Raw genomic sequence first — 23,843 nt, 5'->3', positions numbered from 1 at the left:
CGGGTACTTTGGCCGTTAACAACTCTGTCGGACAAACCCCCGAACGTGGCGCGAGCCCCGCCCCCTGCGGCGACGTGATTTGTCCCGTTGGGCTGCGACGCAGCCAATCCCGGCAACTCGATTCATCCAGACAAAACGTTTTCGCATGATTTACGACTGCTTCGCAGCCGAGCGGGGCGGTGCGACGTTTCGCTAAATCCCCTCGCCACAGTTATTGATTTCCACAGTTGGATCCGGGTGTTCTTGCCAGCGTCGTGCGACGCCGGCGTCGAGGCCGAACAGGTCGAGGACGCGGCCGAGGCTGTGATCGACCATTTGCCCGAGACTTTCCGGCCGGGCGTAGAACGCCGGCACCGGCGGGGCGATGATGCCGCCCATCTCGGTGACGGCGGTCATGTTGCGCAGGTGGGCGAGGGTCAGCGGGGTTTCGCGGGCCATCAGCACCAGCGTGCGACGCTCCTTCAGGGTGACGTCGGCGGCGCGACCGATCAGCCCGGACGAGGTGCCGGTGGCAATCTCAGCCAGGGTGCGCATCGAACACGGCGCAACCACCATGCCGAGGCAGCGGAATGAACCGCTGGCGATCCCGGCGGCAACGTCATCGGCGCGGTGGTAATGGCTGGCCAGCGCGGTGACGTCGGCCAGCTTGTAGTCGGTTTCGTGGGCCATGGTCAGCAACGCGGCGCGGCTGATGATCAAGTGGCTTTCGATATTCAACTCATCAAGCAACTGCAGCAGGCGCACGCCGTAAATGAAGCCGGACGCGCCGCTGATGCCGACCACCATCCGCTGCCGATTCACGACTGCAGCCCTTTGATCAGTTGGCGTGCACGTTCAAGCACGTCTTGATCGAGCTGCGCTTTGATGCCGTCGAATCCCGAGCCGCGCGTGGCATCCAGGCCCATCCGCGAGGTGGTGCCGTTGACCGAGGACGATGGATCCAGCGGGCTGCCTGGCAAGCCATCGATGGTGAAAATGTCCAGGTGCGGCTGGAAGTGCGTGGCCAGTGCCCACAACACCTGGCTGTCGTCGCTGATGTCGATGTCGCTGTCCACCGCGATCACGGTTTTCAGGTACGGATCCCAGCCGAGCAGGGCCAACATGATTTGCCGCGCCTCGCCGTCACGGCTCTGATCCAGCGCCACGTAGCAATGAAAATGCGTGCCGGAATTCGGGTAATGCACGGCGGTGACCGCAGGGAAACGCGCCTTGAGTTTTTCGCTCATCTCCGCCTCGCGGGGCAGGCGGGCTAGGGTTAGGTGTTCGGCGTAGCGGCCGCCCATCACGTCGACCAGCCAGGCGTCTTTGCGCTTCAACAGGGTGTCGACGCGCAGCACGTTGTTGGTCGAGCGATCCGAGGAGTAACCGCTGAATTCTCCAAACGGGCCTTCCTCGGCATAGGCTGCCGGGTCGATGGCGCCTTCGAGCACGAACTCGGCGCAGGCCGGCACGCCGATGCCGTAGCGCGGGGTTTTCACCAGCTCCAGCGGCGCACCGAACAGTCCGCCAGCGACGGCGCGTTCATCGGCGCCATACGGTAAACGCGCCGCTGCCGCGAGCATGAACAGCGGATGCGCTCCCACCACCATCGCCACGCGCAATTCCTCGCCGCGCTCGCGGGCAGTCTGCAGCATCCGCCACAGATGGCCGCGTGAGTGCAGGCTGGTGGCCAACGCTTGACGGGCATGGCGCATCGAGCGGTGGTAGCTCATGTTGGCGATGCCGGTGAGCGGGTCCTCGGCAATGATGATCGCGTTGGTGATGTACGGGCCGCGATCACTGTCGAAATGCTTGAGCATCGGCAACAGCGCCAGATCGAGAGATTCGCCTTCGAACACCTCATCAAGGATCGGTCCGGTTTCCACGTAGCGCGGCGCGATCGGCTGGTTGGCGCGGGTCTGGAAGGTTTCGTGCAATTGCGCCGGGCTGACGCCGAACAACCGGGCGATGCGGGTGCGGGAGGCGAACAGGTTGGTCACCACCGGCACACCGAGAGTGCCGACGTTTTCGCAGATCAGCAGCGGATCGCGGCCCTGTGCGGCGAGGGCATCGACCAGTGCGGTGACGTCCTGGTCGGCAGAAAGCGGTTGGCTGAGGGTCAGCACATCGTCCGGGTACACACGGCGATAGGCATCGATGAATACGTGAAAGTCCTGAGAATCGCCGAGCATCGAACGGGTCATTGTTTCACCTCGTAAAAAAGCAGGCACGCAGGGGTGATGAGGCGTTCGATCGAGCAGCCGTTGGCCTGCCGGTCGAGCGAAACGCCGGGTCATCTTCGTGCCTGTAAAGTCGCTGTGTGCTCTGTGCACAGATCCCTTGTGGCGAGGGGATTTATCCCCGTTGGGCTGCGAAGCGGCCCCAAATCCTGCCACCGCGCTGCATCAGGCAGACCGCGGTTGCCGGTTTTACGACTGCTTCGCAGCCGAACGGGGCGGTGCGACGTTTCGCTGAATCCCCTCGCCACAGGGTTCCTTTGTTTCCCAGGGTTCTGGGTACCTAGAGGTACGTGGTGGTCAGGCGAATATCCGCTTCGGCCAGATCTTTGGGCGGTGGGGTCGGTTCGATCCCGCACAACCGGGCGATGTTGTTGCCCAGGTAGTCCTCGAGATGATCTTCATCAATGCCCAACCCCTGCGGTGCTGGCGAGCACAACACCTCCAGCTCACGCAGCCACATCCCCGGTTCGTTCGGCGGCGAATCGGTGCCGAACACGATCTTGTTGCGCGGCAGCTCCTTGGCGAATTCGACGATCCGCGACTGGAAGCACCAACCGGATTCGCAGTACACGTTCGGCGTGTCCATGGCCATCCAGAACGCCTCGAACGAGTAGTTGCCGCCGGTCTGGATGCCGAAGTGACCGATGATGAAATTGACCATCGGGAACTCGCGGATGATCGGGTAGAACATCGTCGGAATCGTGTACGGGCCGTCACCGGTGTGGATCAGCACGACGATGTTGTATTTGGCGCAGACCTTCATCGCCGGGCGCAGCCAGTCGAGCGCTCGATCCGGCCGGTAGCCGTGCATGTTCGCGTGCAGCTTGAGCATCTTGAAGCCGTATTCCTTGATGTGGAATTCCAGCTCCGCCGCACCGTTTTCCGGTCCCCAGCGCGGGTTGAAGTTGAAGTTGCCGATGAAACGGTCCGGATACTTCACGCACAGTTCGGCGACGTACGACATATAGTCGCGCACGCCCTCGCGGCCCCGGCGGTTGCCGTCGCGATAACCGGTGTTGCCCGGTGGCGGCTGGATGAAACCCATGTCGATGCGGCGCGGTTTGCCGTTGATCATGTACGGGCCGTCCATCAATTTGAGCATGCGCTCGCCGGTGAACGGTTCGCCGGTGTGGCGCCAGGCCTCGTCGACCAGATTGGTGGGGTGCAGATGGGTGTCGATGATCATCGGTTCAGCTCCTGGCCAGTTGAGTGGTGACGGGACGCTTGAGTTGCGCCTCTGCTTCGGAAACGGAACGCGGCGGCGGTGTCGGTTCGAGGCCGATCATCCGTGCGGTGTTGTTGCCCAAATAATCTTCGAGGGTGTCCTCGTCGAGGTTCAGGCCTTGTGGCGGTTCGTGGCAGAGCACTTCGAGCAGGCGCAGCCACATGCCCGGTTCGTTCGGCGGGGTGTCGGTGCCGAAGAGGATCTTGTGCGTCGGCAGCACCTTGGCGAACTCGACGATCCGCGATTGCAGGCACCAGCCCGATTCGCAATAGACGTTGGGCAGTTCCATTGCCCATTGCATCGGTTCGAACACGTAGACGCCGCCGGTCTGCACGCCGAAGTGAGCCATGATGAAATTGACGTTGGGGAATTCCTTGATCATCGGCACCCATTCCGACGGGATGCTGTACGGCCCGTCGCCGGTGTGCAGCTTGACCGGGATGCCCAGCTCGGCACATTTCTCGAAGCACGGGCGCACCCAGTCCAGTGCGCGGTCGGGCCGGTAGGCGTGCATGTTGGCTTGCATCTGCACCATGCCGAAGCCGTGTTCCTTGACGTAGCGTTCGATCGCTTCGACGCCGTTTTCCACGCCGCAGCGCGGGTTGTAGACGAAGCAGCCGATGAAGCGGTCGGGGTAGGTCTGCACCATTTTCAGGGTGTAGGCCATGTACGCGTCGATGGATTCGCGGCCCGACAGTTCGCCGTCGGTCCAGGTGTAAATGGTGTTGCCCTGGGGCGGCTGGATGAAGGCTTTGTCGATGCGGCGAGGCTTGCCGTTGACCATGTACGGGCCATCCATCATCTCCAGCAGACGCTCGCCGGTGAACGGGTCACCGTCATGCCTCCAGGCGAGGTCCACCAGATCGGTGGGATAGCAACTGATATCGATGATCATTGAAGTCGATCTCCTGATAGCGGGGAAGGGAGCCTTGCGGCTCTCAGCATCCACGTCCCGGGCAATCGGCCATTTCTATGCGCATCACTCGCGCATTCCCTCGCCTGTTCGCATCCGGCCCGGGTGGGTGGTTGCTTGAGGCGAGTATTGGAAGGCGGGGGAGGGTTCGTACAATATTAATTGGGTGGGGTGGTGATACTTCTGGGATATGGGCTTTGGATCAAGAGCCTTGCCCTCACCCCAGCCCTCTCCCGGAGGGAGAGGGGGCCGACCGAGGTGTCTTACGCTATGCATCGACCTGAAAAACCTTGTCGATTATGGATTCACAGCAAGACTTTCACGTCGGCGTAGTTCGTCAATATTCCCCATTCGGTCCCCTCTCCCGGAGGGAGAGGGGGTCGACCGAGGTGTCTTACGCTATGCATCGACCTGAAAAACCTTGTCGATTATGGATTCACAGCAAGACTTTCACGTCGGCGTAGTTCGTCAATATTTCCCATTCGGTCCCCTCTCCCCCCGGGAGAGGGCTAGGGTGAGGGCAGCATTCTCAAGCGTACGCAAAACCAACTTACGAACCGCATCAACCACTGGCGCCACCCGCTCAGCCTGCCCATGCGGCCACACCGCGTAGAGATTGTAATGCGCCGCAATCTGCGCCTCGTTCAACGCCACCAGCCGCCCGCTGCGCAACGCATCGGCGGCCAACAAACCACGCACCAGTCCTGCACCGACACCGGCCTCCGCCGCCGCAATCAGATTCGCCGCATTATCGAAAATCACCCGCGCCGGCGGTTCCACTGGCGGCATTCCGGCCGCGTCCAGCCACGGAATCCACGACCGCCGCGTGTACCCCAATAACGGCAATTCAAGAATCTGCGCCGGGCTCAACGGCAACTGCAAGCCATGCCGTTCCAGCAACGCAGGCGAGGCCACCGCCAACACTCGATCCCCGCAAATCTGCGTCATCTCGCAGTCATCCCAATCGCCATAGCCGTAACGCAACGCCAGATCGACGCGCTCGAACGTGCTGCGATCACTGCGCGGCATCGACAGCAGCGTCACCTCGTAATCCGGCAGGCCGTCGAGCAGTTCGGGCAGGCGCGGGTTGAGCCAGCTCTGTGCCAGTTCGCTGTCCACGTCCAGCGTCAGGCGTTGCGCCACGCAGCGGTTTTTCACCGAGGACAGCGCCCGGTCAATCTGCGCCAGACCATCCGACAACACGCTGGCAAACAACTGCCCGGCATCGGTCAGATTGCTGCCGCCGCCTTCACGCACGAACAGCGGCTGGCCGATGAAATCTTCCAGTGCGCGGATCTGCTGGCTGATCGCGCTGTGGGTCAGATCGAGCTTGCGCGCGGCGCTGGAAAAACTGCCGCTGCGCGCCGCGTGGATAAACGCGCTCATGGACTGCACCGACGGGTATCGCTTGTACATGTTGTTAGTCCTGCTTACACCGGTTGGCAGAAATCGTCGCTGGCCATCGATTGCCATGGTTTCCAATAATCGGTCACCAGGCCCGCACAAAGACGGGCCGCTCTTTTGGAGCCTGACAATGATTGCATTCACGGTTAACGGTGAACGACGCGAGCTGGATGAAGCGTCCTCCTCCATGCCCTTGTTGTGGGTACTGCGTGATCAACTGAAACTCACCGGCACCAAGTTCGGCTGCGGCATGGGCCTGTGCGGTGCCTGCACCGTGCATCTGAACGGTGTCGCGGTGCGTTCCTGCCAGTTGCCGCTGGCCGCCGTCGCGGGCCACAGCATCACCACCATCGAAGGCCTGTCGCCGAGCGAAAACCATCCGCTGCAACTGGCCTGGGTCGCCGAAGATGTGCCGCAATGCGGCTACTGTCAATCCGGGCAGATCATGTCCGCTGCCGCGCTGCTCAACACCGGCGCCGCCGTGACTGACGATTCGATCAGCAACGCGATGTCCGGAAATATTTGCCGCTGCGGCACTTACGGACGCATCAACAAAGCGATAAAACGTGCGGCGAACACGCCGAAGGAGGCGTGATGAGCCTGCTCGACGACACCCTGATCGAACCGTCACGACGGGTATTTCTCAAACAGGCTGCAACCATCGTTTCAGGCCTGGCGATTGCCCTGTACCTGCCTTCCGGCAGCGCCGCGACAGACCCGAAAGCCCCGGCGTCGGCCACTGAATTCGAGCCCAACGCCTGGGTGCGGATCTTCTCCGACGGCACCGTCAAACTGGTGGTGCACAAGCACGATTCCGGCACCGGTACGCAAACGGCGCTGGCCGCGTGCGTGGCCGAGGAGCTGGACGTCAACCCGATGACCGTGCAGGTCATCACTCCGGAAGACCCGTTTTTCGACACCTACATTCACCCGATCTGGAAAGTCTTCTCCACCGGCGGCAGCACCAGTGTTTCGCTGGAATACGAGCGCTTGCGCATGGCCGGCGCGACGGCGCGGGCGTTGTTGATCAGCGCAGCCGCCAAACAGTGGAAAGTCAGCCCTGACAGTTGCACCACCGAGGAAGGTCGGGTCGTGCACGTCTCGAGCAAGCGCAGCCTCGGTTACGGCGAACTGGTCGCTGTCGCCGCGCACCTGCCGGCCCCGGCAAAGGTCACGCTGAAAGATCCGGCGCAGTTCAAGTACATCGGCAAACTGCGCCACAAACGCGATGCGGCAGCCAAGGTCTGCGGACGCTTCAAGTACAGCATCGACGTGCAATTGCCGGACATGCTGGTCGCGGTGATTCAACGCGCGCCAGTGGTAGGCGCCAGGGTTGTCGCGCTGGATTCGGCGGCCGCGTTGCAGGTGCCGGGTGTGCGCAAGGTGATCGCGGTTCCGGGCCGTCCCGATGTACTGGGCGGCAATCTGGAGGGTGTCGCCGTGTTGGCGGACACGTTCTGGGCGGCGCAGCAGGGGCGCAAGGTGCTGCAGATCCAGTGGAGCGATTCGCCGCTGGCCGGTTTCGACAGTGAGCAACTGTTCAACGCCCAGGCCAAGGCCATCGGCGATCCCGAGGCGCAAGCCGTTAAAGCCATGACCCACGGCGATGTCGCGGCACAGTGGCCCGGCGCGGCGAAGCTGATCGAAGCCGATTACACCATGCCGTACAAGGTGCAGAACCCGCTGGAGCCGATCTGCATCACCGCGCAGGTCAAGGACAAGGCAATCACCTATTGGGGCGGTGTGCAGGTGCCGTCGTCGGCGCTGGAAGCGGCGCAAACTGTGTGCGGCATCGACAAGGCCAACGTCACCATTCACGAGTTGGTCTCCGGCGGCAGCTTTGGTGCGCGCGAGGCCAAATACTGGTTGTTCGAAGTGGCGTATCTGGCACAGCAAACCAGTGTGCCGGTGAAGCTGCTCAACAGCCGCGAAGATGAAATGCACGCGCTGTTCAATCACCCGGCCACTTTGCATCGGGTCAAAGGTGCGCTGGATGCGCAAGGCAAACTCAGTGCGCTGCAACTGCACGCGGTGTCGCCGGCCTCGCCAGAGCAGTGGGAGCCGGGTTACTTCGAGCGCCCGGATCACATGGATTACAGCACCACCGAAGCGATCACCGCGTGGGACTTCGCCTATCGTCCGCCGCATCTTGAGCTCAACTGGGTCAAGCACGAAAGCGCTGTACCCAGCGGCTGGTATCGCTCGGTGAGCTTCATCCCGAATGTATTCGCCGTGGAAAGCTTCATGGACGAACTGGCCCACGCGGCAGGGGCCGATCCGTTGGCCTTTCGCTTGGCCAACATGCAGGAGCGGCCACGGCATGTGGCGGTGCTCAAGCAGGCGGCCGAACGCGCTGGATGGGGCAAACCGTTGCCACCGGGTACGGCGCTGGGGATGGCGACGAATCAGGGTTACACCAGTTTTATCGCCGTGGTCGCGCGGGTGGCGACGGTGAATGGCAAAGCCACCGTCGAGAAACTTACGTGCGTGGTCGATTGCGGTCTGGCGGTGTCGCCGGGTGGCGTCGAGGAGCAGATCTATGGCGGCCTGATGTGGGGCTTGGGTCATGCGTTGTTTGACCGGCTCGACATCAAACAGGGCCGGGTGGTGCAGAGCAACTTCCACGACTACCGCGTGACGCGCATGTCCGATATGCCGGCAACGGACATCGTCGTGCTCGATGGCGAACCGGGCAAACCTGGCGGCGTCGGTGAGTTGGGCAGTCCGTCGGTGGTGCCAGCGATTGCCAACGCGTTGTTTGCGCTGACCGGCGTGCGTCAGCGCTCGACACCGTTGAACCTCGGGTAAGTGGCCATGGACTTGCGCCTGTTGCGTTACTTCATGGCACTGGCCGATGAGTTGCACTTCGGTCGCGCCGCCGAGCGCTTGCACATTTGCCAGCCGCCGCTGAGCCAGCAGATCCGTTTGCTGGAGGAAGAACTCGGTACGCCGTTGTTTGAGCGCAGTCATCATCGGGTGGAGCTGACAGCGGCGGGGCAGATGCTCAAGGAGCAGGCGCCGCTGGTCTTCGAACAACTCGAGCGGGCGCTGGATCTGACCCGCCAGACCGGGCGCGGGCAACTCGGCGAACTGGAAATCGGCATGATCAGTTCGGTGATGGTGGGCGTGCTGCCGAGAGCCTTGCACCTCTTCCGCGAGCGCTATCCGCAAGTCACCTGGCGCCTGCACGAAATGACCCCGGCGGCGCAGGTCAAGGCGTTGAAGGAAAAGCGCATTGATGCCTGCGTGTTTCGCGTGGGCTACGACGATCCGCAGTTGCGCAATGAATTGCTGATCTACGAGCCGATACACGTGGTGATGCCGGCGGATCATCCGTTGGCCAGCCGCGAGGTATTGGCCCCGGCGGACCTGGCGCAGGAGCCGTTTGTCGCGCTGGAACTGAAGCAGTCGCGATTCGCCAATTTTCTCTATCAATGCTGTATTCAGGCCGGCTTCACCCCACAGATCCGTCAGCAGGTGATCGAGGTGCAGACCTTGCTTAGCCTGGTGCGCGCCGGGTTTGGCGTGGCGTTGCTGCCTGCTTCAATCGAGCAACTGGCGCCGGCGGGGCTGGTGTTTCGAAAACTCACCCCGGCGCTACCGGAAGTGCCGCTTTACGCCACTTATCGGGCCGACGACGCCTCTCCTGTCCTCAAACTGTTCCTCGACACCCTGCGTGAACTGGTGGAGTCCGCCAGTCACCACTGATCCATTGTGGGAGGGGGCTTGCTCCCGAAGGCGGTGGATCAATTTTCATCATTGTTGAATGACACACCTATTCGGGAGCAAGCCCCCTCCCACTGGATGGAATTGGCACGATCACAAGTGGCTGCGGTCGTAATCTTCACATGGGCGCATCACTGTGGAGATCCAATGAGCCAGGAAGTCCTGACCCGCGAAACCAATCGTCGCCAGTTGCAGCAGATCATTGCCGGTTTGTCCGACGGCGTGATTCTGCTGGAACTCGATCAGAGCATCCTCTGGGCCAACGAAGCGGCGTTGGCCATGCACGGCGTCAGCCGGATCGGTGAGCTGGGTACCAACGCTGACGAATATGCCAAGCGCTTCGCCCTGCGTTACCGTAACAATCACCTGGTGCCGGCAGAGAACTATCCGATCAGCCGCGTCGCCCGCTGCGAAGTGTTCAGCGATGTGCTGATCGAGCTGTGCGCGGCGGATGATCCCGAGCGTGTGTGGGTTCACAGCGTGCGCAGCATGGTGCTGACCGACCGCGAAGGGCAGCCCGAGTCGCTGGTGCTGATCATGAGCGACGTCACCGATTGGGCCAACGCCGAGCAGCGTTTCGAAAAAACCTTTAATGCCAACCCGGCGCCGGCAGTGATTTGCCGGCTCAGCGACTTGCGTTACATCAAGGTCAATCCGGGGTTTCTCGAGATGACCGGCTATACCCGCGACCAGGTGATCGGCACCTCGGCCTATGAAATCGATATTCTCGAACAGGCCGAACACAAGGATCTGGCGATTCAACGCCTGCGCGATGTCGCCACCATTCCGCAGATGCAGGCCGAGTTGCGCCTGCCCGATGGCGGCAGCAAACAAGTGATCGTCGCCGGCCAGCCGCTGGTGCTCAACGACGAGGATTGCATGCTGTTTTCCTTCGTCGACATGGAGCTGCGGCACAAGGCCGAAGTGGCCTTGCGTCAGAGCGAGGAGCGCTTTGCCAAGGCGTTTCGCCTGACCCCTGTGCCGATTTTGATCTGCAGCGCCGCCGAGCAACGGGTGATCGACGTCAATCAGGCGTTCCTCGATACCCTCAGTTACGACAGCGACGATGTGGTCGGTAAAACCGTGGTGCAATTGGACTTTATCGACGACAGTGCCACGCGTTCGCGGTTGCTGACGGCGCTGGAAAAGGCCGGGCGAGTGGATCGCGTCGATGTGCGGGTGCGCAAGAAACACGCGGAGTTGCTGGAGTGCGCGGTGTCGGCCGACACGGTCAACATCGAAAATGTGCCGTGTTATTTGCTGGTGCTGATGGACATCACCGAGCGCAAGCGTACTGAGCTAGAGCTGGTAGCGGCGATTGAGGAGGTGATGAAGGATGCCTCCTGGTTCAGCCGTACGCTGATTGAAAAGCTGGCCAACGTGAAGAAGGTCAACTCGCCACAGTTGCCGAGCGTGTCGTTCACCGATCTGACGGCGCGCGAGCGTGACGTGCTGGGGCTGATCTGCGAAGGGCTGGCGGACAAGGAGATCGCTGCGCGGCTGAAACTGGCGCCGAACACGGTGCGCAATCATGTGGCGACGGTGTATTCCAAGCTCGATGTGCACAGTCGCAGTGAGGCGATTGTATGGGCCCGTGAGCGTGGTTTGTTTTCCGGGGACTGGCGGCCCAAAGGGCAGCGCTAAGGTGCAAATGCACTAGTTCACAAGGTGCAAATGGGGGTTTTGAGTGGACGGGGTGATTCTTAGTCTGTTGGCGTGCGATACGAGTTTTTTTCGCGTGTCGCGTCCCTTCGAAGTAGCTAAAGGAACGGCCCGAATGATGAATCTGGCACAGTTGCGCGCGCAGCTTGAGCGCAGTTTTTCGCCGCTGGCTTGTGAGTGTCTGGTGGATGGTGATCATTCGCTGACGGTGAAGCTTTATCACCCGGTGTCGGGGCAAGTGGATCTGGTGATCAGTGGGTTGAAGCTCGATTCGCTGCGTACGCCTGAATCGGTTGAGGGTTTGATTGACGAGTTGCGGTATGAGTTGGAGAGTAATTCGTTGCGGTCTGTGCGGGGGGAAGACTTGGTATAGGTGGTGACTGGGCTGGCCGATGGTGAGTGGGGCGGCATGCGCCGCGGTCGGGGTGTAGTCATTTTCTCGTGTGCGATGGCGGCCTGACAGCCGACCGGTCTCTGGCTGGTGCCCTGGCTCAAACTGTGGGAGGGGGCTTGCTCCCGAAGGCGGCCTGACAGCCGACCGACTTCTGTCAGATGTGCTCACTTCTCTTTGTGATTGTCTGGCTCCCGGAGTTCTTTGAACCGCACGCAAAATCGACAGCCAGTCTGGTGGCAATTCGCGGGTTCGCTGGCGATTGCGGGGGCGTCGGCTATAAAGAATGAGTGGTCAGGTCTTCTGTGGCTGGTTGGGTTGCGGAAGTTTGTCTTTCATTTTTCGCGGGTCGTCCTATGAATATTCTTGGGAAACGCGTGTGTTTGCCGTTGTCTCTGGCGTTGGGTGTGGTGTTGTTGGGCGGGTGTGCCAGTCCGCCGCCGCCTCCGCCTGCTGCGCCACCTCCGCCACCCGAACGTACTTGTCAGGTCCTTGAGAACACTGAGGTCGCCGGTGATATGTACGTCGACGGGCAGGTCACTCGCCACATCACGACGACCCGTTGCGTCACGCAATAGCGCCGGCGGGGCGCAAGTCCAGGGTTGAGCGGATTGTGCTGGTGGCCGACCTGGTCGGCACGACGGTGTTTGCCGTTGAGGGTGCGATTGCGGCGATGCGGGCTCAGCTCGATCTGCTCGGGGTGATGGTGATTGCCTTCATTGTCGCCCTCGGTGGCGGGGTTACCCGTGATCTGCTGATCGGCGCCACGCCACCCAATGCCGTGGCCGATTGGCGCTATCCGGCGCTGGCGTTTTTCATGGGGGGGCTGGCATTTGTCTTCCATGAGCAGGTGCTGGGCTGGTCCGGGTCGACGTTGATTGTGCTGGATGCGGCGGGGCTGGCGTTGTTTGCCGTGGCCGGGGCGCAGAAGGCGCTGAACTTCGGGATCACGCCGTTCGTGGCGATGCTGATGGGCACGATCACGGGTGTCGGCGGCGGGGTGCTGCGTGACATTGTGCTGGCGCGGGTGCCGGTGGTGTTGCAGGCGGATTTGTATGCGAGTTCGGCGTTTGTCGGTGCGGCGGTGTTGATCATCGGCCGCAGGCTGGGCGTTTCGCCGGTGGCGGCGGCGTTGCTGGCGGGGGCTGCGTGTTTGTTGTTGCGGTTGTTGTCGGTGCATTTCGGATGGCAGTTGCCGAAGGTGTTGGAGGCATGAAAAAGGCAGCCCTTGGCTGCCTTTTCTTTTGCGTCAGCGCCGGATCAGGACAGGAAACCGCCGTCCACATTCAGCGACACACCAGTCGTATAGCTCGACGCATCGCTCGCCAGATACAGCACCGCCCCGGCCATTTCGCTCGGATCGGCCACGCGCTTGAGCGGGATCTGTGTCAGTGCCTGCTTGAGAATCGCGTCGTTTTTCACCAGCGCCGAGGCGAACTTGGTGTCGGTCAGGCCTGGCAGCAGGGCGTTGCAGCGGATGCCGAATTGCGCGCATTCCTTGGCGAAGACTTTGGTCATGTTGATCACCGCGGCCTTGGTCACCGAGTAGATGCCCTGGAAGATCCCCGGCGAAATGCCGTTGATCGATGCCACGTTGATGATGCTGCCGCCACCGTTTTCGCGCATCAACTTGCCGGCTTCCACCGACATGAAGAAGTAGCCGCGGATGTTCACGTCGACAGTTTTCTGGAAGGCGCCGAGGTCGGTGTCCAGCACGTTGCAGAACTGCGGGTTGGTCGCGGCGTTGTTGACCAGAATGTCGAGGCGGCCGAACTGTTCCCTGATCCCGGCGAACACCTGGGCAATCTGCTCCATTTCACCGATGTGGCAAGCCACGGCGGTGGCTTTGCCGCCGGCGGCGATGATGGCGTCGGCCACGTGTTGGCAGCCTTCGAGTTTGCGGCTCGAAACGATGACGTGGGCGCCTTGCTGGGCCAGCAGTTTGGCGATGGCTTCACCGATGCCGCGGCTGGCGCCGGAGACGAAAGCGATCTTGCCGTCGAGGTCGAACAACTGAGTCTTGGACATGGGATTCCCTTGTAGTAAGCCTTGTTATAACGCCGTCATCAGAGGCTGGATTTGGCAATGACCTGCAGGCTCATCTGCTCCAGCAGTTTGTTCATGTGAATGAACTGCGCGAAGCGTTTGTCCTGGGTCTGGCCATGGAAGAAGCGGTAGTAGATCTGCTGCACGATGCCGGCCAGGCGGAACAGGCCGTAGGTGTAGTAGAAGTCGAAATTGTCGATCTGGATGCCCGAGCGCTCGGCGTAGTAGTCGACGAATTCGCGGCGGGTCAGCATGCCCGGGGCGTGGCTTGGCTGGCGGCGCATCAGTTGCACCGGTGCCGGGTCGTCGGCCTGGATCCAGTAGGCGAGGGTGTTGCCCAGGTCCATCAGCGGATCGCCGAGGGTGGTCAGTTCCCAGTCGAGTACGCCGATGATCTGCATCGGGTTGTTCGGATCGAGGATGACGTTGTCGAAGCGGTAGTCGTTGTGGACGATGCTCGAGGTCGGGTGATCGGCCGGCATCTTGTCGTTGAGCCACGCCTTGACCGCTTCCCAGTGCGGCGCGTCCGGGGTCAGGGCTTTTTCGTAGCGTTCGCTCCAGCCTTTGATCTGGCGGGCGACGTAGCCTTCCGGCTTGCCCAGATCGCCGAGGCCGCAAGCGTTGTAGTCAACGCGGTGCAGTTCGACGAAACGGTCGATGAAGCTCTTGCACAGGGCTTCGGTTTTCGCCGAATCCAAGCCCAGTTCCGGCGGCAGGTCCGAGCGCAGGATGATGCCGTTGACCCGTTCCATCACGTAGAACTCGGCGCCGATCACTGATTCGTCGGTGCAGTGCACGTAGGCTTTCGGGCAATACGGGAAACCGTCGCGCAACTGGTTGAGGATGCGGAATTCGCGGCCCATGTCGTGGGCGGACTTGGCCTTGTGGCCGAACGGCGGGCGGCGCAGGACGAATTCCTGATCCGGGTATTCCAGCAGGTAGGTCAGGTTCGACGCGCCGCCGGGAAACTGGCTGATCTGCGGCGTGCCGGTCAGGCCTGGAATGTGCGCCTTGAGGTACGGGTCGATCAGGCTGGCATCGAGTTCTTCGCCAGAGCGGATACGGGTGGACTGGTCAGTAAGCGCCATGCTTATCCCTTCTGCTTATTTTGGAGGCCAGACATCATTGGCTAATCTAATGGCGCGCTCGGGCAGCCACAAGCGCGGGTCGGTCTTATAGGTTAGCGTGTTGCACGATAATCACCTTTGGGAATGTGCACGGCGGGCCGCTGGCGACTAAGGTTTAGCGGGTATGCCGTGTCCACGAAGGAGTCGTGAAATGGGCTGTCCGCAAGTCTGTGCCACTGCCACATTGCAATGCAGCTTCGGCGCCGCGCCGGCGATGCTCAACGTGCTGCCGGTCAACCGCACGCTGACCGGCGGGATGCCGGCGGCGAACATCATGGATCATATTCCGCTGGTCAACATCCTGCCGTTTGGCGTGTGCATGAGCATGGCTAACCCGATGGTCGCCGCTGCCACGGCTGCGGCTTTGGGCGTGTTGACGCCGATGCCATGCATTCCGGCGACGGCGACACCGTGGATTCCCGGTGGGGCGCCGACGTTGTTACTGGGCGGGATGCCGGCGATCGATGCCAACAGCACGTTGATGTGCAACTGGGCGGGGGTGATCAAGATCGCGATGCCGGGGCAGATGCAGATGTTGATTCCCTGAGTTTTGTATTTGGCGCGAAATCCAGCCCCCTCACCCCAGCCCTCTCCCGGAGGGAGAGGGAGCCGATTGGGGGATATTGATGAACTACGCCGACGTGAAAGTCTTGCTGTGAATCCATAATCGACTCGGTCTTGCAGGTCGATGTATGAAGCAAGACGGCTCGGTCGGTTCCCTCTCCCTCCGGGAGAGGGCTAGGGTGAGGGGCTTTTCAGGCCTGTTGCGGATCCGCCCACTTGCGAAACCACCAGCGCACCCGCGAAATCGGCTTGCCATCCGCGCCCAACGGCCGCCCATCCTCGGCAAACCCTTGCTCGGGCTCCAGCAACTGCCCATTCACATACCGGGCGTCGACCGCCGTTTTCCCGTTCGGATGAAAACGCTGATAACGCCCCTCACGCACGCCATCGCGATAGAACTCGGCCTCCGCCACTTGCCCGTCGGGAAAGTAATTGAACGCCTCACCGTGCAACAACCCTCGGCGGTAAGTTGCCTTGCGCTGCAAAAAACCTTCAGGGGCAAAAAAACTCGCCACGCCCTGCAGCTTGTCGCGCACGAACGGCATCTGCGCCGAGACTTTGCCGTTGGGGTGATAAAGCAGTGACATGCCCTGCAATTCACCCTGGCTGTAATGCAGATCCGCCTGTTTGCGCCCGTCATCTTTGATGTTCAACGGACCTTCGAGTTGACCGTCCTGCAAACGCCCCTTCACCTGCTTGTCATCCTGTTGTAGATCCAGCGGTGTGATCGCCATGCCTGCTCCTTGTCAGTTGACCTGCACCAGGCCGCCCTTGATGGTCAGCATGCCGCCGCCGTCCACGGTCTGTGAGGCCGCGCCCTTGTTGGTCAGGCTGATGCCGGCGTCGTTGGTCAGCGTGGTGCCGGCCTTGTTGTCCAGTGAAGTGCCAGCCTGATTGGTCATGGCGGTGCCGGCCTTGTGGGTGATCGAGGTGCTGGCCGAGGTCGCCAGATCGGCGCCGCTCTTGATCGTGAAACTGCCGCCGCTTTGCAGGGTGAGCGTGCCACTGACTTTGATCGTCAGGTTGCCGTCCACGGTCAGGCTGTAATCGCCGGTGACCTTGTCGGTGTAGTTACCGCCGGTGCTGTGATTCTGGTCGGCGCCAACCTTGACCGTGCGGCTGTCCTTCACATCGAGGCTGTCGCTGCCGGTCTGGATAGTGACGCTGCGTTTGCCTTTTTCCAGGGTCACGGTTTCGTCGCCGTCCTTGACCGTGCGGGTGCGGGCGTTTTGTACCGTCAGGGTTTCGTCGTGACCGACGGCGGCATTGGTGTCGTTGAGCACGTTGATCTTCAGATCTTTCTGCGCTTGCAGGAACACTTCTTCGGCGTCCTTCTTATCCTCAAAACGCAGCTCGTTGAACCCACCACCGCCCTTGGACGATTGGGTCTTGATTCCCGATTGAGTCTGGTTGGCGGGCAAGGCATAGGGCAGGGCGTTGTCGCCGTTGTAGACGCAACCGGTCACCAGTGGTCGATCCGGATCACCGTCGATAAAGGTCACGATGACTTCCTGACCGATGCGCGGCACGAACTGCATGCCGAAACCCTTGCCGCTCCAAGGCAGCACCACGCGTACCCAGCAGGAACTGGTTTCGTCATTCTTGCCGTCGCGATCCCAAGGGAACTGCAACTTGATCCGGCCGTATTCGTCGGTCCAGATTTCTTCGCCGGACTTGCCGACCACGATCGCTGTTTGCGGATGCATGCGCGGTTTTGGCGTGACACGTTGCGGACGAAACGGCGTGGCCTTGGGGATCGCTTCGAAGCGGTTGCGATAGCTTTCGTGGCTGGCGTCGTGGGTGACCCGCGTGACGACCCAATCGACGTTCAGGCTTGTGTCTTCGTGGCCATCGAGGGTGAACCAGTGTCCCGGAATCAGCCAGCGACAGTCGCTCTCGCCGACGAAGCGTTTCTCCTCGCTGCGCAAACCGTCGACACGCTGCTTGGTCAACGCATCGCCCCGAGCCTTGGCGTTGTAACCGCCGGGATGCTCGTAGATCGAACGCGGCCCGGCCACGGCCTCGGCCTGGCCATAGAGTGAAGTGGTCGGCGTGGTGAATTCGTAATCCGTCGCCCGATACACTCCGGCTACCGCTTGCAGACACACTTGCCCGGAGCGGATCCCATGCAGTTCACGTTCGCCCAATCCCTGGCCCAGGTACTTGACCGTCGGCCCGTTGGGTATCTGTACGAAAGCGTCGTTGCTATCACCCAGCACGAGCGTGTGCTTGCCGTCCTCGTGGGTGAAAAACCAGAAGATGCCTTCCTCTTCCAGTAGCCGCGAGACAAAAGCAAAATCGGTTTCCCCATACTGCACGCAGTACTCGCGTGGGGTGTAACTGCCGGTCAGCGACAGCTTGAAGTCAGTGAAGCCGTGGGCCTTGAAAATCGTCGTGACGATGTCTGACGTGGCGAGGTTCTGGAACACGCGGTTGTTGCTGGCCAGGGTCAGCCACCAGAGCCACGGCCTTAGAACCAGCTGATAGCGCTCGGCGGTGGCATCGGCGGGGAGTTGGCGAATTTCAGCGACCAAGGCATCGAACGGGCGCAATTGAGCGTCGTTGTGCAGGGTGGTGGTGACGTGTGTGGCAACGGCGCTGGTGAGGGTGAGCGAGGCACCGTCGTTCAATCCGTTGAGGGTTTGAACGCCGAGGGTGTTCAGGGCTTCCTCACCGGAGAGCGACTCAGGGTAAAGCGCCGACAGCGAGGTGGCGGTGAGGGAGAGCGTAGTGTTGCTGTCGGTGGAACGGGGCATTGAGCGACCTTTACGAGAGTTATTCGAGTGTAGCCTTGAGCGTGAACAACACCGGGAAATGGTCGCTGCGAATGGCTTGGCCCAGGCAGCGCGGCGAGATGCTGACGGTGTTTCCATCCATGTCGCTTTCGATTTGAACGCTACCGTCGCAGCTCGCCTCCCAAGCGTGTGGGGCATGAACATAGGCGTAGTCGAGCATCAACAGGATGGGCAGTATTTCGCAACGCTCGATGGCTTCCATGTTCATGTAGTGTTCGAGATAGGAATGCGGCGTATGGTGCATGTCCTGCCCGAATTCCTGGCGCAGGCGCAGTTCGTTGGTCGCCCGCTGCAAGGTGACATTACGCACGCTCAAATGGGTATAGCCGGCACCTTTGGGCAGCAATCTGCTCATGCCGAGCATTGTCTCGGGCCCTTCGACGGCATTCACGTTCAGATCGCCGCCAAAAAACAGCAACTGTTTGATACCCAGATTATCGGCGTTGCTCTCGATGAAACCGATGGTGTCGAGAATGTTGCCGGGTGCCATGTAGGACGCGTTGGCGTGATAGAACGCAAAACCATAACTTGAAGCTTTGTGGCGAATGATCAGCGGTGCGCGTTGTTCGGTGTCCGAGAGAATGTAACGCTCGGTGACATCGTCGAACTCTTTGGCGATGGCATCGCGAATCAGCACCATGGAACCGAGGGTGGTGTGTTTCTTCTTGCCTCCTTCCTGCGCGAGCACCGAGGCGAGGGTGTAGCTGCCCATCAAGTCGCTGACCAGACTTTCATTGATCGATCCGGTTTTGCCCACTTCAAACAGAGCAATAATGTCTGGCTTCTTTTGCTGAATGAAATAGTCCAGAAACTGCTTTTTATCCGAATACGCGCTGGAGAGCTTGGCCCGCTGATTATCGAAGTGCTGCGTATTCCAGATCATGATCGAGTACATGCAACGCTCCTTGTGCAAGCTCTTTACGATTAATCGAGTGAGTTCAAAACCGTTCGATACACATCGCTGCCACGCATCAAAACCACCGAAGTAATCAGGCTTCCGGTATAGGCAAGCACTTCGTTACTGCCACCCCGAAACAACGGGATGACATAGGACGGCAGCGCATGGCGTTCGGCGACGTATTCTTCGATGTCTTGCAGGGTGGGGCCGTAAATCTTTCCCTGAATCTCGAATCGGTAGTAACCGCCGTGACCGAAATTCTCGGAAATACCGGAGTAAGTCCCGCACGGCACAAAATGACTGAAGTAATTGGGCGTACCGAAAGCCGTTTCCACACCCACCCGAGCAACAATCTCTTGATTGATCTGCTGGGCGTTCAATTGATTTAACGGGACAGGAACATTTCCGAGGATGATTTCCTTGCCGCTGCGCAATGTAGAACAAGGTTTTTGCGCGATCCGGGTGCGTATTTCGTTTTCCAGATTGGGTTTGATGATCTTTACCTTCTGCAGATAGCTGCCTACGGCAATCGGAACATTGATCGGCGGCAGGCTGGCTTCAATAACAGCCTGCTCCCATAGTTCAGTGGTGCCTCGATATAGAACGGTCCGGTACATACGCACTCCTTCGCACTCGTTGAACATGAGATAGCAGCCCCTCACGGCATTGCTGGAGGGGAAAAACCATTAATTTCCCGTCGCCCGTTACACCTCGACGGCAATCGGCACGGCGACAATGGGCGCAGGCCAGGTGACTGCATCCACTCTGTTGCCGCTGAACAGCAGATTAAAACGAGGATTAGCGGTGTCGACTTTGCACAGTCCAGGCGCCACAAGGGCTGGTATGAACTCTGAAGGGCAGGTGGAATCGGTTGCGGTAGTCGATGGACGGGCATCTTCCGGGGTATGAAGTGAGGCGCCGTTCACGAGAATTTTCTTGTAGTTATCAATCCATTTCTGGCAATTCTCACAGGCGGCTTTTTTGCCACCGAGGAAAATTTTGCTCTTTGAAAAATGACCCTCGACCATGCCCTTCGTAAAAAACTTGAGCAGCGCCAATTCAGCGTGAACGTTCTCTTCATTGTTTTCGATCACGTTGACGGTTTGCGTACCGATACTGGCTAACGAAGTCACAAGGTGAAGGCTGCCGGTGGTGGTATTCAGTTTCTTGGGATCAATGCTTTTGCCCGCCAGTTTTTTATACAGCCAGGCATGCGGAGCCTCGATGTCTTTTGGCAGCTTTGTTTCAATATCGACAATTTTTTTGATCTTGGTCGTTTGTTCTGCGGTCAGGGGGGCGGGGTTGAATGATGCATTGACGGCGTGGACGGCACTGTAGCCGTCTCGATCCTGGGCCGAGTAAAAGTACGCCATACCCAGCGAGTGCAAGGTCACACTCGGTGCACTGAAAATCTTGTGCGCTTTATACAAGAGTTGCATCAGGCTGCTGAGATTGGTGACGCCGCAACGATTGAGCATATTGAGGACACCCGTGTGCTCACGTGGGTTTGCTGCAATAAAAAGACGCTCCTCACCCTGAAAGAACGCGCACTGCACTTCCTGGATATCAAAAGCCCTGGACTGCTCATAAGCATGGGTGACCCAGTTTTGCCCGCTGGCGAGCGAGCCCAGAATGATTGAGATCTTGGCCAGATCGTATTGGTTGCTAAGCTCCATGCGCGTATCGCCTTCTCTCTGTCATCAGTAAAAACCTGTGCCTGCAATGCTGTGACTGGCTAATAGCGTTTCTCTACTTCAGTACCCACTCAGCCAACTTTCCTGTCACCTGCGTCATCAACACGTTCTCGACATTCCGAGCCCCCGCCGCGCTGCATTTGGCGAGCACCGCTTTGAAAATTCCCGAATCAAACTCGAACTGTTTGCCGGTCGCTGCCTTGTAACGCCCGCGCAATTTCTCCAGTTTCGCCAACACAATCCCTTCCAGCGTCTGCTCATCCAGCGGCTGATACGCAACCACCGTCATGCGTCCCAGAAACGCCGGGCGGAAGGCTTGCAGGAGGGCTTTTTGCATAAATGAATCTGTCCCCTAATTTTTAAATTATTTAATTCTCTTCACTATTTAATTGGTGGCGTCATTTGTGTAGTCGAGTTTTGATTTCTAGGTGAAAGATGGTGCTGCTGATCTTTTCGTTTAAGAATTTAGCCATTTGTTGATTAAGCAAGGAAAGGCCTTCCCGGGATTCTATAACTGTATAAAGATTTTCGTTGTTGTAAAAGTTTGGAATTGCGAACCACTCCTGCACCGCGGTCTGGGTGGATAGCCCGGGTTGTCCTATATGGTCAAGATCCAGCGTTTTCGTCAGTATTTCATCCAGCCATTCGGGCGAAACGGCTTTGACTGCCAGTAATAAATTTTCTGTTATTTGTGTCTTCTTTAAAGGGTCCAGAGCATAAGTGGCTTTAAGGATGTCGTTATTATTAGCTGCACCGCAGCCAATGAAAGACGAATAGCCCTTGAAGTTGGCGCCGAATGAATCCTTTGCCCATACCTTTCCCCCCAGACAAGGTTCAGCAAAGATCCTGGTCAGGTACATGAAAATAGCGAGCCTGAGCCCCAGCACTTCTTTTTTGCTCTTCAATGCAGCCAGCGGCCCGGCAACATCTGTAAGATTTTTTTGCATCGTAACTGTTGCCACAATAAGGCTTAGCACCCAGCTTTGGCGAGTCGGATTAAGGATCAGCGTTTGTACCGCCAGTTTGCGAAGTTCGGGCTTGATGGAGAGCAGTTTTTCGACAGACACTCCTATTGTGGTCTGCAGGTTTCTGGAAATGGTTGCTCGATGATATTCCCATCTGGAAGTCGCTTCTTTTCCAGAAATTAGATCAATTGCGGGTTTGCGTGGATCACTCAGTTTTGTTTTTTGAGATTTGCGCATGGGCGAAGTTGGCTTCGCCGCATTCTTGACGGAGATCTGGAGCTTGGTCAGGTCGACTGTTGTGAACGGATGCGGGTTTGAAACGAGCTCGACCGGACTGGACTTTCCATATCCATCGCTTGCATCTTCAGGTGTCAGATAAACCCCATGGCCCGTGGCCGCGTTAAAACTGTCGGAGCGTATGAGTGGCGTTCTTTTGAATACGTTGTAGAACCCGTCCTGTGCAATGACTGCTTCTTCGCCTGGCTTTTCCCACTTTGTATTCACGCGTCCGAACCCTTCAAGCTCAATGCCGACGCGTATGATTTTGTTGGTCGGAGCTGCTTCATCGGTAACATCAGGCATTTTGAATGTCCTCTGACTGAGTGTTCAGCACTGAAAAAGGGGACTGAAAAAGTGAAAAAGGGGACTGAAAAAGGGGACGGATTTATTTGTTCAGCAAACGGCAAAATACAAATCCATCCCCTTTGATTCAGTCACTTCCCAGCATTTTTAGCCTCAGCTGCCTTGGCCTGCTGCCACATCGGAATCGCCTTGAACGCTGTCACCATGTCGTAATCCAGCGCCACCGGTTTCGCGCCTTGTGCGGTGTTCGGCCCCATCGGGGTCTTGCCGTCGCGGCTTTGGAACCAGCTCATCCAGAGTTTCGAGCCGGGTTCGGCCATGACCAGTGCGGCGTCAGGATCGCTGCCTGACAGTGGCGGATCGATGGTTTGCGGTGGGTAGCTGGAGGTGGGCAGCAAGAAGGCGGTCATCGGATATTGGGCGCTGCTGTGGCAGCCCAGGCATCCAGCGCTGGCGAGTCCCGCCGGGAAGTAGTGCGAACCGGTCCAGGCCGGGGTCACGACGGCGCCGTCATTCGGGCCGGACAAGCGACCGTCCCATCCCAGGGTGGAGACTGAATAAGCCGGCGATTTGGGATTGACCCAGTTTTCGCTGAGTTTCTGATTGACCGTAACCGGCGGCGTCAGCGCCGTGGGCGCGGTGTTGATGACGTCCGGGTTGCCGCCCCAGGTGGCGCCCAGCGGAATCATTTTGTCCCAGGCGTCTTTGCCCGGCGCATTCTTGTCGTAGACCAGGGTCGAAAACACCCAACCGGTTTGCGGGGAAGCGACGCTGTCCTTGACGATGATGTCGAACTGCATCAACGACACCTTGGTCATCGCCGGTTGAGTGGTGGTGCCCTTGAAGTCTTTGCCGACACACTGTGTTTTATTCAGTGCGCTGCCATTGCTGGTGTTTACCGGTGCGTAGATTTCCCATTGGGCGGCGCCTTCCATGGGGGCCCAATCACTGCCACAGGCACTGACCATCGCGAACTTTATGATGACGCTGCCTTCGGCAAACTGCGTGGTGCTCGTTTCCAGCACCGGATTCATTGCACGCTCAGGGGTTTTGCCCCAGATGTCGCCGAGGGTTTTCGCCGCGCGAGTGTCGTACAGCGTCAGCACATACGTGGTCACGGGCAGGGTCTGATCCGTCAGCGTGCCGGCGGGAAAGCCTGACCCGACATACACGCCACGAAGGGGCTCACGCTCTATGCCCAGCCAGATCGAGTCGTACCAGCCGCTGCCCTTGTAGTTCCAGTTTGCGTAGTCGTAGACGATCTTGCGCATGTCAGGCGAGACGTAATCTTTCAGCGCCTGAACGTAAGCGCCGGCGTTGGCTTGGGTGATCTTGCCGTTGCCGGTGGTATTGCTCCACGGGAAAGAAGTGCCTGTCGGCAATTGGGTCGGATAATCATGGCTGAGCGTGAACAGCGGCCCCTTGTAATCCGGTGGCGGGGAAATCGCCGAGGTCAGAAAGGGGTCGATCTGCAGGTTCGCGTCATTGAGCTTTTCGACGGTGGAGGTCAGGAAGGACACCTTGCCCACCAGCTCGTCTTCCGAATGTCGAGTGTCCGCTTGGGCGGACAACGGTATTGCGATACAGGCGCCCAGCAGACTCATCGGGTATTTCAGGCCTTTTTTCATGACA

21 protein-coding genes and 1 pseudogene are annotated in these 23,843 nt (G+C 59.4%); 7 read left to right on the top strand and 15 right to left on the bottom strand.

Annotated features, from left to right (window positions below; genetic code table 11):
* Positions 1-192 precede the first annotated feature (192 nt).
* From F2P67_RS12795 to F2P67_RS12775, 5 genes are all read right to left on the bottom strand, one after another.
* Complete coding sequence (locus tag F2P67_RS12795; protein WP_166220844.1) at positions 193-786, bottom strand: UbiX family flavin prenyltransferase; 594 nt, start codon at positions 784-786, stop codon at positions 193-195.
* Positions 787-797: 11 nt separating this feature from the next.
* The gene (locus tag F2P67_RS12790; protein ID WP_166220832.1) at positions 798-2,183 is read right to left on the bottom strand and encodes a UbiD family decarboxylase; all 1,386 of its coding nucleotides are present in this window, start codon (positions 2,181-2,183) and stop codon (positions 798-800) included.
* Positions 2,184-2,499: 316 nt separating this feature from the next.
* A complete protein-coding gene (locus F2P67_RS12785) occupies positions 2,500-3,405 on the bottom strand; it encodes an amidohydrolase family protein (protein ID WP_007952854.1) in 906 nt (301 codons plus the stop codon).
* 4 nt (positions 3,406-3,409) lie between these two features.
* A complete protein-coding gene (locus F2P67_RS12780) occupies positions 3,410-4,339 on the bottom strand; it encodes an amidohydrolase family protein (protein WP_166220831.1) in 930 nt (309 codons plus the stop codon).
* A gap of 486 nt (positions 4,340-4,825) precedes the next feature.
* Positions 4,826-5,773 carry a LysR substrate-binding domain-containing protein gene (locus F2P67_RS12775; RefSeq protein ID WP_166220830.1) on the bottom strand — a complete coding sequence of 316 codons (948 nt, stop codon included), beginning with the start codon at positions 5,771-5,773 and terminating at the stop codon, positions 4,826-4,828.
* Positions 5,774-5,891: 118 nt separating this feature from the next.
* On the opposite strand from F2P67_RS12775, the gene F2P67_RS12770 reads away from it, so the two are divergent.
* From F2P67_RS12770 to F2P67_RS12745, 6 genes are all read left to right on the top strand, one after another.
* A complete protein-coding gene (locus tag F2P67_RS12770) occupies positions 5,892-6,356 on the top strand; it encodes a (2Fe-2S)-binding protein (protein ID WP_166220829.1) in 465 nt (154 codons plus the stop codon).
* Positions 6,356-8,569 carry a xanthine dehydrogenase family protein molybdopterin-binding subunit gene (locus F2P67_RS12765; RefSeq protein WP_166220828.1) on the top strand — a complete coding sequence of 738 codons (2,214 nt, stop codon included), beginning with the start codon at positions 6,356-6,358 and terminating at the stop codon, positions 8,567-8,569. Before F2P67_RS12770 ends, F2P67_RS12765 begins: the two co-directional genes overlap by 1 nt.
* A gap of 6 nt (positions 8,570-8,575) precedes the next feature.
* Entirely contained in the window at positions 8,576-9,469 is an 894-nt protein-coding gene (locus F2P67_RS12760) for a LysR family transcriptional regulator (protein ID WP_166220827.1), read from the top strand.
* 165 nt (positions 9,470-9,634) lie between these two features.
* The gene (locus tag F2P67_RS12755) at positions 9,635-11,131 is read left to right on the top strand and encodes a helix-turn-helix transcriptional regulator (protein WP_166220826.1); all 1,497 of its coding nucleotides are present in this window, start codon (positions 9,635-9,637) and stop codon (positions 11,129-11,131) included.
* Positions 11,132-11,264: 133 nt separating this feature from the next.
* Positions 11,265-11,522: a DUF1652 domain-containing protein gene (locus tag F2P67_RS12750; RefSeq protein WP_166220825.1), complete on the top strand. Its 258-nt coding sequence runs from the start codon at positions 11,265-11,267 to the stop codon at positions 11,520-11,522.
* Between the two features lie 580 nt (positions 11,523-12,102).
* Positions 12,103-12,756: a trimeric intracellular cation channel family protein gene (locus F2P67_RS12745; protein ID WP_218583274.1), complete on the top strand. Its 654-nt coding sequence runs from the start codon at positions 12,103-12,105 to the stop codon at positions 12,754-12,756.
* 44 nt (positions 12,757-12,800) lie between these two features.
* On the opposite strand, the gene F2P67_RS12740 is transcribed toward F2P67_RS12745, so the two are convergent.
* Both F2P67_RS12740 and F2P67_RS12735 read right to left on the bottom strand, forming a co-directional pair.
* Entirely contained in the window at positions 12,801-13,568 is a 768-nt protein-coding gene (locus tag F2P67_RS12740; protein ID WP_166220824.1) for an SDR family oxidoreductase, read from the bottom strand.
* 38 nt (positions 13,569-13,606) lie between these two features.
* Positions 13,607-14,674: a phosphotransferase family protein gene (locus tag F2P67_RS12735; protein ID WP_166220823.1), complete on the bottom strand. Its 1,068-nt coding sequence runs from the start codon at positions 14,672-14,674 to the stop codon at positions 13,607-13,609.
* A gap of 190 nt (positions 14,675-14,864) precedes the next feature.
* On the opposite strand from F2P67_RS12735, the gene F2P67_RS12730 reads away from it, so the two are divergent.
* Positions 14,865-15,260 (top strand): DUF4280 domain-containing protein, encoded by a 396-nt coding sequence (locus F2P67_RS12730; protein ID WP_166220822.1) that lies wholly within the window; start codon positions 14,865-14,867, stop codon positions 15,258-15,260.
* A 208-nt stretch (positions 15,261-15,468) separates the two neighbouring features.
* On the opposite strand, the gene F2P67_RS12725 is transcribed toward F2P67_RS12730, so the two are convergent.
* From F2P67_RS12725 to F2P67_RS12690, 8 genes and pseudogenes are all read right to left on the bottom strand, one after another.
* The gene (locus F2P67_RS12725; RefSeq protein ID WP_166220821.1) at positions 15,469-16,011 is read right to left on the bottom strand and encodes a toxin-antitoxin system YwqK family antitoxin; all 543 of its coding nucleotides are present in this window, start codon (positions 16,009-16,011) and stop codon (positions 15,469-15,471) included.
* A gap of 12 nt (positions 16,012-16,023) precedes the next feature.
* Positions 16,024-18,033 carry a type VI secretion system Vgr family protein gene (locus F2P67_RS12720; protein ID WP_166220820.1) on the bottom strand — a complete coding sequence of 670 codons (2,010 nt, stop codon included), beginning with the start codon at positions 18,031-18,033 and terminating at the stop codon, positions 16,024-16,026.
* A 19-nt stretch (positions 18,034-18,052) separates the two neighbouring features.
* Positions 18,053-18,967 carry an endonuclease/exonuclease/phosphatase family protein gene (locus tag F2P67_RS12715; protein WP_166220819.1) on the bottom strand — a complete coding sequence of 305 codons (915 nt, stop codon included), beginning with the start codon at positions 18,965-18,967 and terminating at the stop codon, positions 18,053-18,055.
* 29 nt (positions 18,968-18,996) lie between these two features.
* Positions 18,997-19,587, bottom strand: coding sequence for a hypothetical protein (locus tag F2P67_RS12710; protein ID WP_166220818.1), 591 nt, complete (start codon positions 19,585-19,587; stop codon positions 18,997-18,999).
* A gap of 87 nt (positions 19,588-19,674) precedes the next feature.
* A complete protein-coding gene (locus tag F2P67_RS12705; RefSeq protein ID WP_166220817.1) occupies positions 19,675-20,646 on the bottom strand; it encodes a hypothetical protein in 972 nt (323 codons plus the stop codon).
* A gap of 73 nt (positions 20,647-20,719) precedes the next feature.
* Positions 20,720-20,995: pseudogene (locus F2P67_RS12700) on the bottom strand (type VI secretion system ATPase TssH); the annotation flags it as partial.
* Positions 20,996-21,062: 67 nt separating this feature from the next.
* Positions 21,063-22,211 carry a hypothetical protein gene (locus tag F2P67_RS12695; protein ID WP_166220816.1) on the bottom strand — a complete coding sequence of 383 codons (1,149 nt, stop codon included), beginning with the start codon at positions 22,209-22,211 and terminating at the stop codon, positions 21,063-21,065.
* A 131-nt stretch (positions 22,212-22,342) separates the two neighbouring features.
* Positions 22,343-23,839 (bottom strand): hypothetical protein, encoded by a 1,497-nt coding sequence (locus F2P67_RS12690; protein ID WP_166220815.1) that lies wholly within the window; start codon positions 23,837-23,839, stop codon positions 22,343-22,345.
* Positions 23,840-23,843: the final 4 nt, after the last annotated feature.

Source organism: Pseudomonas atagonensis (genome assembly GCF_011369485.1).
GTDB classification, from domain to species: domain Bacteria; phylum Pseudomonadota; class Gammaproteobacteria; order Pseudomonadales; family Pseudomonadaceae; genus Aquipseudomonas; species Aquipseudomonas atagonensis.
The sequence above is the reverse complement of the archived record's forward strand: the minus strand, read 5'-3'. Positions and strand labels throughout refer to the sequence as shown.